5 protein-coding genes are annotated in these 7,328 nt (G+C 69.7%); 1 reads left to right on the plus strand and 4 read right to left on the minus strand.

What is annotated here, in order from left to right:
- The first annotated feature begins 115 nt into the window (after nucleotides 1-115).
- The gene (locus HG543_RS25345; RefSeq protein ID WP_169347431.1) at nucleotides 116-1,558 is read left to right on the plus strand and encodes a galactose oxidase-like domain-containing protein; all 1,443 of its coding nucleotides are present in this window, start codon (nucleotides 116-118) and stop codon (nucleotides 1,556-1,558) included.
- Between the two features lie 30 nt (nucleotides 1,559-1,588).
- Here the strand turns inward: HG543_RS25345 and HG543_RS25350 are convergent, their stop codons facing one another.
- The 4 genes from HG543_RS25350 to HG543_RS25365 form a co-directional block, all read right to left on the minus strand.
- The gene (locus tag HG543_RS25350; RefSeq protein ID WP_169347432.1) at nucleotides 1,589-3,709 is read right to left on the minus strand and encodes a DEAD/DEAH box helicase; all 2,121 of its coding nucleotides are present in this window, start codon (nucleotides 3,707-3,709) and stop codon (nucleotides 1,589-1,591) included.
- Between the two features lie 7 nt (nucleotides 3,710-3,716).
- The gene (brxD, locus tag HG543_RS25355; protein ID WP_169347433.1) at nucleotides 3,717-5,036 is read right to left on the minus strand and encodes a BREX system ATP-binding protein BrxD; all 1,320 of its coding nucleotides are present in this window, start codon (nucleotides 5,034-5,036) and stop codon (nucleotides 3,717-3,719) included.
- A 65-nt stretch (nucleotides 5,037-5,101) separates the two neighbouring features.
- Entirely contained in the window at nucleotides 5,102-5,851 is a 750-nt protein-coding gene (locus tag HG543_RS56435) for an Imm52 family immunity protein (protein ID WP_169347434.1), read from the minus strand.
- Nucleotides 5,852-5,863: 12 nt separating this feature from the next.
- Nucleotides 5,864-7,328, minus strand: a 1,465-nt coding sequence (locus HG543_RS25365; RefSeq protein ID WP_246357282.1) for a Tox-REase-5 domain-containing protein, incomplete at its 5' end; no start/stop codon positions are given.

Consider the following 7,328-nt stretch of genomic DNA (forward strand, 5'->3'; position numbering starts at 1 on the left):
CGGGACGGTCGTGAGGTCCGGAGATGACACGACCTCATCCGTGAGGACTGATTGGCACGGGTGGGGTGGCTCCTAAGTTCCTAGCCTCCCCAAGGCAGCACCCCCGGAGGCAGCAATGTCCTGGAGCTTCCCCATTCCCCGCTCGCGAGGGCTCGTCGCGTGGCTCGTCGCGGGCCTCGTCCTGGCCGGACCCGCCGGAGCGCAGACCGCGCCGTCGGACATCGGGACATGGTCCGGTCTGATGACCTGGCCCATGTCGGCCACGCACGCGCACCTGCAACCGGATGGGAAGGTGTGGTTCTTCGGTGAGTTCGCCGAGGGCGACCTGCCGCCGCGCCGGTGGGACCCGGCGACCAACGCCATCACCACGCTCCCGTTCCCCGGCTACAACGTCTTCTGCGCGGGCCATTCGTACCTCGCGGACGGGAAGTTGCTGGTGACGGGGGGACACATCGAGAGCCACGTGGGGCTGGCGGACGCGAGCCTGTTCGATGCGGCCACGTCGTCGTGGACGCGCCTGCCGGACATGAATGACGGGCGCTGGTACCCGACCAACACGACGCTCGCGAACGGGGACGTGATGGTGCTCTCCGGAGAGATTGCCGACTCCGGCGACATCAATGAGATTCCGCAGCGCTACCTGGCGGCCTCGCGGACGTGGCGGACCATGACGACGGCGCGGCTGAAGATGCCGTACTACCCGCGGATGTTCCTGGCGCCGGATGGCCGGCTCTTCTTCGCGGGGCCGTCGCGAGGCACCCGGTGGATGACGACGTCGGGCACGGGCTCGTGGGCCTCGGGGCCGTCTAGCAACTTCGGCACGCGGAGCTACGGGCCGGCGGTGATTCTCGACGGCCGCGTGTACCTGGTGGGCGGAGGCGACCCGCCGACGGCCACGGTGGAGATGATCGACCTGAACGCGTCCTCGCCCACGTGGAGGTACGTGGCGCCCATGTCCACGGCGCGGCGCCAGCACAACGCGACGATTCTTCCGGACGGCCGGGTGCTCGTCACGGGAGGCAGTCGCGGGAGTGGCTTCGACAACTCGGGCAGCCCCGTGCGCCACGCGGAGGTGTACGACCCGGCCACCAACCGGTGGACCCGGCTGGCGAGCAACACCGTGTACCGGGGCTATCACGCCACGACGCTGCTGCTGCCGGACGGGCGGGTGATGAGCGCGGGAGGACGGAGGGTGCGCACGGCGGAGGTGTACTCGCCGCCGTACCTCTTCAAGGGAGCGCGGCCGGTGGTCAGCTCGGCGCCGGGCACGGTGACGCCCGGGACGAGTTTCACCGTGTCCACGCCAGACCCGGCGAGCATCACCCGCGTGTCGCTCATCGCGCTCGGATCGGTCACGCACGCGTTCGACCAGAACCAGCGGCTGGTGACGCTGGACTTCACGCGAGGCAGCGGAAGCCTCACCGTCGCCGCGCCGCGGAACAACAACCTGGCGCCCCCGGGGTACTACCAGCTCTTCCTGGTGAACGAGGCGGGGGTGCCCTCGGTGGGGAGGATGGTGCGCATTGCTGTCTCGTCGAGTGGGCTCACGAGCGAGTGAGCGGGAGCGCCGCATCTGCTCACGGAGGACTCATGGGCGGACCGGCTGTGCGCTCGCAAGGACCCGGCGCGCTCCCTCCGTATCCAGGAACGTGCCGCCGAGCATTTCGGCGACAGCATGGGGTGGCAGTGCATCCTGGAACTTGCTCAGCCGGTAGGGCGGAATCCGCGCGGCCATGGCCTGGAGGCGTCCGGGAGCGGACCAGAACGCCTCACGCGCCCCCTCAGCCAGCCCACGTGCCACCGCATCGTGAGACGCGCCCGCTCCGCTGATCCGCACGAAGAAATTGTCCGGAACGACCTTCCACCCGTGCGCGAGCTCCAGCGCGTACTTCAGGGTGTGATTGATGCGCCCGCCCGCGAAGTTCCACCAGAGCGCGTTCCCGTCCGAATCGAGCTGAACCGCGGGCCCCACGCGGCGCAGGAGCGGGCCAAGGTCCTCGCGCAAGGCCCGCAGCGCTCCGGCGGCTGCTTCGTCCAGGTACGCAAGGGACGTGTCTCCCTCCAGGATGTTCCTGATGCGCTGGCACACCTCGTAGCCGAGGAATCGCGGCATGAAGCCTCCCCAGGTTGGCTTCCTACCTGCGGGAGCGGCGCGGACATGCACCTCCCGGCTCGCGTGGATGAGCCGCTCCACCACCCAGGCGCGTCCCGCGAGCAGGAAGGAGCTCATGCCCTCCACCAGCCGCTCGACGAAGGCGGGCTCGATGGAACCGAGCTCCTGGGCACCCGCCATCACCCGGTACATGACGGGGCTCGTGAAGACCGCGTACAGCTCGCTGAAGTTCTTCCTGCCGAAGAGCCGCTCGGCCCGTTCTCCCAGGGAGAGCTTGCCGCCGGACTCGAAGAGGAACTCCGTCGCGACGAGGTGCCGGACGAGCGCCTCGAACTCGCCGGCGGAGATGCCCTGGAAGTCCGGCACTCGAGAGAGCTGCGCCCAGGCATCCACGGGAGAGATGGCTCCGAACTGGAGCGAGAGAGCCATCAGCTGCTGCACGAGCACGGCCCAGCAGCGCGACTGCATGGGGACGGCTTCCACCCAGCCGGCTCGGGCCTGTTCGATGAGCGCGATGGCGACCAGCAGCGAGTCCGTGTCCTCGCAAAGGAACGCCATGTTCGCCACCTGGCCCGCGCGGCGTCCCGTCCGGCCGATTCGCTGGAGGAAGGAGGACACGGTGGAGGGCGCGTTCGCCTGCAGCACGGCGTCCAGGTCCCCCACGTCGATACCCAGCTCGAGCGTGGACGTACACACGATGCAGGCGTCCTGGCCGTGGTGGAACCGTTCCTCCGCGAGCTTCCGCTCCTCCAGCGAGACCGAGCTGTGGTGCACGAAGACGTCCGTGCCCTGACCTCGCATCCGCTCCGCCACCGCCTCGGTGAGCGCGCGCGTCTGGCAGAAGAAGAGGCTCTTCCTGCCGCGGCCCAGCGAGGCACCTGCCCGCGCGATGTCCGAGACGGTCCCCGGCAGTGACACCGAGAGCTTCCGCTGCGCCGGCTGCCGGGGCGGGTCCACCACCGTGCCCTGGCGACGCGAGGAGCCTTTCAGCCACGCCAGGATGTCCTCCGGGTTGCCCACGGTGGCGGACAGGCCCACGCGCTGGACGTCTCCGCCCCCCAGCGCCGCCAGCCGCTCGATGACGGACATCAGGTGCGCCCCCCGGTCCGTTCCGGCGAGCGCATGGACCTCGTCCACGACGACGTGCCGGAGCTGGGAGAACAGCGACTGCACGGGCACTCGCGGCGAGATGAGCATCACCTCCAGCGACTCCGGGGTGGTCATCAGCAGCTCGCAGGGCTCCTTGATGAAGGCGCGCTTCGCGCCGTCCGGAGTGTCCCCGTGCCAGACGAAGCGGCGGAGCCCCACCATCTCGGTGTAGATGCCAAGCCTCTCCTCCTGGTTGTTGAGCAGGGCCTTGATGGGCGCCACATACAGCGCGCCGACTCCCGCGACAGGCCGCTCCATCAGGTCCGCGAGGATGGGGAAGAGGGCGGCCTCCGTCTTGCCCCCCGCCGTGGGGGCGAGGACGACCGCGTTACTCCCGTCGAGCAGCTCCCGCGCCGTCAGCTCCTGGACGGGCCTGAGCCCGGTGAAGCCGAGCCGGCTGACGATGGCTTCCTGCATTCGGGGAGGGAACCGGGAGAAGACGCTCATGGGTTCCTCAGAAGTTCACGACCTCGTAGCCCTGGTCATCTCCCGGCTCCGGCGGGTACTCGGGCCTGCCCTCGCGGAGGCTCGCCTCGGTGTGCGTGAGCGCCGGCTCGATGGGCGGCTTGCCTGGTGCTGGCTGGAAGTCCGGCTCCTGCTCGACGATGTCGAACACGCTCACCAGCCGCCGAAGGAATTGCCGCGGCACCACGCCCACGTCGGCGCGCAGGCCCTCGGAGACCTCCCGCACCAGCGAGTCCATGTAGTCCGGGCTGACGGTGGCCTCGAAGCGCGCGCGGTCGGTGGTCGGGTACATGGAGCGGAGCTTCATCCCGACCTCCTTGAGCCGCTTCTGGTCGAAGGGCTTGAGCGCGAGCTGCGGCTGCTTGAGCGGCGCGAAGCCGTCCACCTGGGTGAACGCGATGCGGTCGTTCAGCGGCTGAAGGCCCTTCACGCCCCGGTTCGTGTCGAAGAAGTCGGGGGTGCCCGTGAAGACCCACAGCAGTCCGTGGAAGCCGCCCGCGGCATCGAGAATCTGCCGCATGCCATTCAGGGACTTCTGCCGCACGTCCGCCTTCATCCGGAGGATGGTCTCCGCCTCGTCGATGACGATGACGAGCCCCGCGTACCCGGCGCCCTTCACGATGGCGAGGATGCCTCGGAGGTACGCGAGCGCGTCGGTACTCTGGATTTCTCCCTTGATGCCCGCCAGCTTCCGGGCGCTCGACGCGACGTTCTCACTGCCGGACAGCCAGGAGAGCAGGGCGGATGCGTCCGCGAGCTGCCCCTTCTGCTTCAGCTCGAAGATGGTCCGCACCACGCGCACGAAGTCCGGGGGGACCTCGTTCCGCGTCCGGGCGACCAGCTCCTCGTCCAGCTTCGCCAGCACCGCGGCATCGAAGCCGGGCGCGTCCGGGTCCTTCCCGAGGGCGATGAGCGACTCCTCCACGCTGGCGACCCAGCGGTCGAGGATGTCCGCCAGCGCGCCGAGCGGGCAGGCGCTCGTGCTGAGGTTGCCCACCACCTTCCGGTACACGTCGTCGAAGCGGTGGAAGTGGAGGTCATTGTCGGAGACGACGACGAAGCTCGTCGCGAAGCCCCGCTGCTGGGCGTCCGCCGCAGTCAGCCGGGCGAGGAACGTCTTCCCGCAGCCGTAGCCCCCCCGGAGGAACTTGACGGCGCCCTCGCCGCTCCGGGTGAGCTCCAGCATCCGGTGGAGCTCGCCGCGCTCGCGCTCGATGCCCACGGCGAAGGTCTCGAGCCCTCGCTCGGGGACGGTGCCTCCTCGGAGGCACTGGAAGACGTGGTCGGTGTCTCGCTGGCTCAGGGGCATGGTTCGCTCACTCTCGGGAGACGGGCGTATCCGGGGCCATGTTGTCCTCGAAGAGGACCTGGAAGTCACCCTGGAATGACGGGTTGCAGGAGTCCCGCGCGGTCCAAGAGGTTGAACACCCGTCTTCCCAGTTCTACGTGCGCGGAGTTGCTCGCGGTGAGGCGTTCCGGGGTGAGGACCACCAGCGTTCCCAGGTCTTCCACGGGTGCAATCCACACGGGCGCGGGGAGCGGTGGTACCGGCCCCCTCTGCCGGGACACGTACATCACCCAGCCCACGTCGTCGCGCGTATCCCCGGCCTCGGAGAGCAGGTCCCGGTGGTCGCATGACGTCGCCACGGCCCAGTCCGGCTCCCAGGCCACGGCCATGCTGCGCACCACCTGCGTGAGCACTGGCACGCTGAGCACGCGCTCCGCGTTCAGTCCTTGGTGAGGCAGGTCCAATACACAAGAGTTCCGGCTCGCCCCACAGTAGTCACCGCATTTGATACGCAGGACCGCGCAGTCTCCGGAGGGGCCCCCATTATCTGTTGAAATGCGGAAGCCGAGATCCTCGAAAACAGGCCCTCCTTTCTCGCGGTTGCCGCCACGCCGAAACAACTCGGTGAGAATGGGCGGGTCGGGCGGCATGAGCGGATGTTTGCGCGCGTCCTTCCGGGATTTGGCGGGCTTGTACCACTGCGCCAGGAACGGGTCCGCCGAGGCCAGGAGGGTGAGGAAGTGCGCCGTGCGCCGGGCGCACTCCTCGGCGGACTCCTTGCGGGGCCCCCAATAGGCACCCGCGTAGTAGTTCTCAGGAAAAGGCTTGTCGCTCACGCGGTGGTCTCCCTACCTGGCCGGGGTGTGGACGACCTTGATTGCCCCCAGCCTGGCTCCTCTCAAGAGCTTCTCAATCGCCTCCGCCGCTTCGGCTTCGGCTACGTGCCATTCGATGCGGATGCCGGTCCCCTTGACCTTCTTGAGCTGGCGCTCCGCTTGCTCAAGGAGCCCCACGGCTCCCGAATGCCGGAACCACTCTTGAGGTTCCAGGTCCTCGAAGAACTTCGCATAGCCGGGGCCCTTGGCCTCCAGTAGCACGCCGTCCTTGAAGCCGTCGAACTTCACTCCGCCTTCCTTCGCGCTCATGCCACCCACCCAATAGGCCTCATCGGCGGAGTGCCCCGTAATCTGCTCCTGGTAGCGCCGGGAGCGGGGCTTCATGGTCTCCCTGGCCGGTCCCCATCTGCCGGGGCCGCCCGAGGGCGCGGCGCCCTGGGTCGCCGTGCTGGCGCGCTGGAGGATGATGGCCGCCCCGGGCCCGCCTCCCAGCACCGTCGCCGTGCGGCCCACCGGCACCGCGACGCGCTCCATGACCAGGGCGCCTTGCGCGGTGAGTGACAGCGCGGGCACGGTGGCCTCCGCGCCCGCCAGCGCGCCCGTCAGCGTGCGCGTGGTGTTGGAAGCCGCGCCCCAGGTGGCTATCAAGTTGGTGAGCAGCCGGGAGACTTCCTGAATCTGCTCCCCGCGCGTCATGTAGCCGAAGCGCTCCAGGTACTCGGGCGAGGAGGCCACCAGGGCGGCCAGTCCCGAGGGCAGCTGCTCCAGCGCGGCCAGCGTGTCACCCGGGGGCGTGGTGAGCAGTTGGCCCACGGCCACCGCCAGCCCCACGAAAGCCTCCTCGGCCCCGTCCAACGCGCGGCTGATGACGTCCCCATCGTCATGGACGTTGGCCAGGAGGTGCCCGTCCGCCTCGCGCAACCGCGCGTCCAGCAGGCGGAAGGCGCCACCCCGGCCCGAGTAGAAGCGGCCCAGCTCGAAGGGGCCCGCGCCCAGCGTGCCGTCCCGCCACTGTACCGGGCCCACGCGCTGCTGGGTGCGTCCGCTGCGCGTCCACGCCAGGCAGCCGTCCGGGCGCAGCACGGCCACGTCCGAGAAGCGCTCCACCCGGCGCAGGAGCACCTCTCGCGGCACCGCGCCGCCCGCCAGCACCTCGCGCAACAGGTGACTCACGGCCATGCGAGGCGGGAAGGTGCCCAGCGTCACGGGCCGCTCTCCCAGGAGGGTGAGCAGCCGCGCGGCCTCCGTGGGCGTCAGCGCCGCGTCCTCCGAGGGCAAGACGTCCGCGTTCTCCAGGCCCGCGCGCACCAATAGCGCCCCGAATGCGTCCACCTCCAGCGGGCCTGGCGCCACGGCGCGCTCCGGCGGACTCAAGGTGAGCACCCTGCCGGCGGGCAGCCGCACGAGCCTGCGGTGGCGGGTGCGCGCCCGGGTTTCCCCTTCCGTGCTGGCGGCGGAGAGCGCCGCGGGCGGGCGG

The sequence above is a fragment of the Pyxidicoccus fallax genome, assembly GCF_012933655.1.
Lineage (GTDB): Bacteria > Myxococcota > Myxococcia > Myxococcales > Myxococcaceae > Myxococcus > Myxococcus fallax.

What these genes read in the sequence shown, in the direction of transcription:
- brxD (WP_169347433.1), bottom strand. Translation starts at nt 5,036, where the DNA reads ATGCCCCTGAGCCAGCGAGACACCGACCACGTCTTCCAGTGCCTCCGA.
- HG543_RS25345 (WP_169347431.1), top strand. Translation starts at nt 116, where the DNA reads ATGTCCTGGAGCTTCCCCATTCCCCGCTCGCGAGGGCTCGTCGCGTGG.
- HG543_RS25350 (WP_169347432.1), bottom strand. Translation starts at nt 3,709, where the DNA reads ATGAGCGTCTTCTCCCGGTTCCCTCCCCGAATGCAGGAAGCCATCGTC.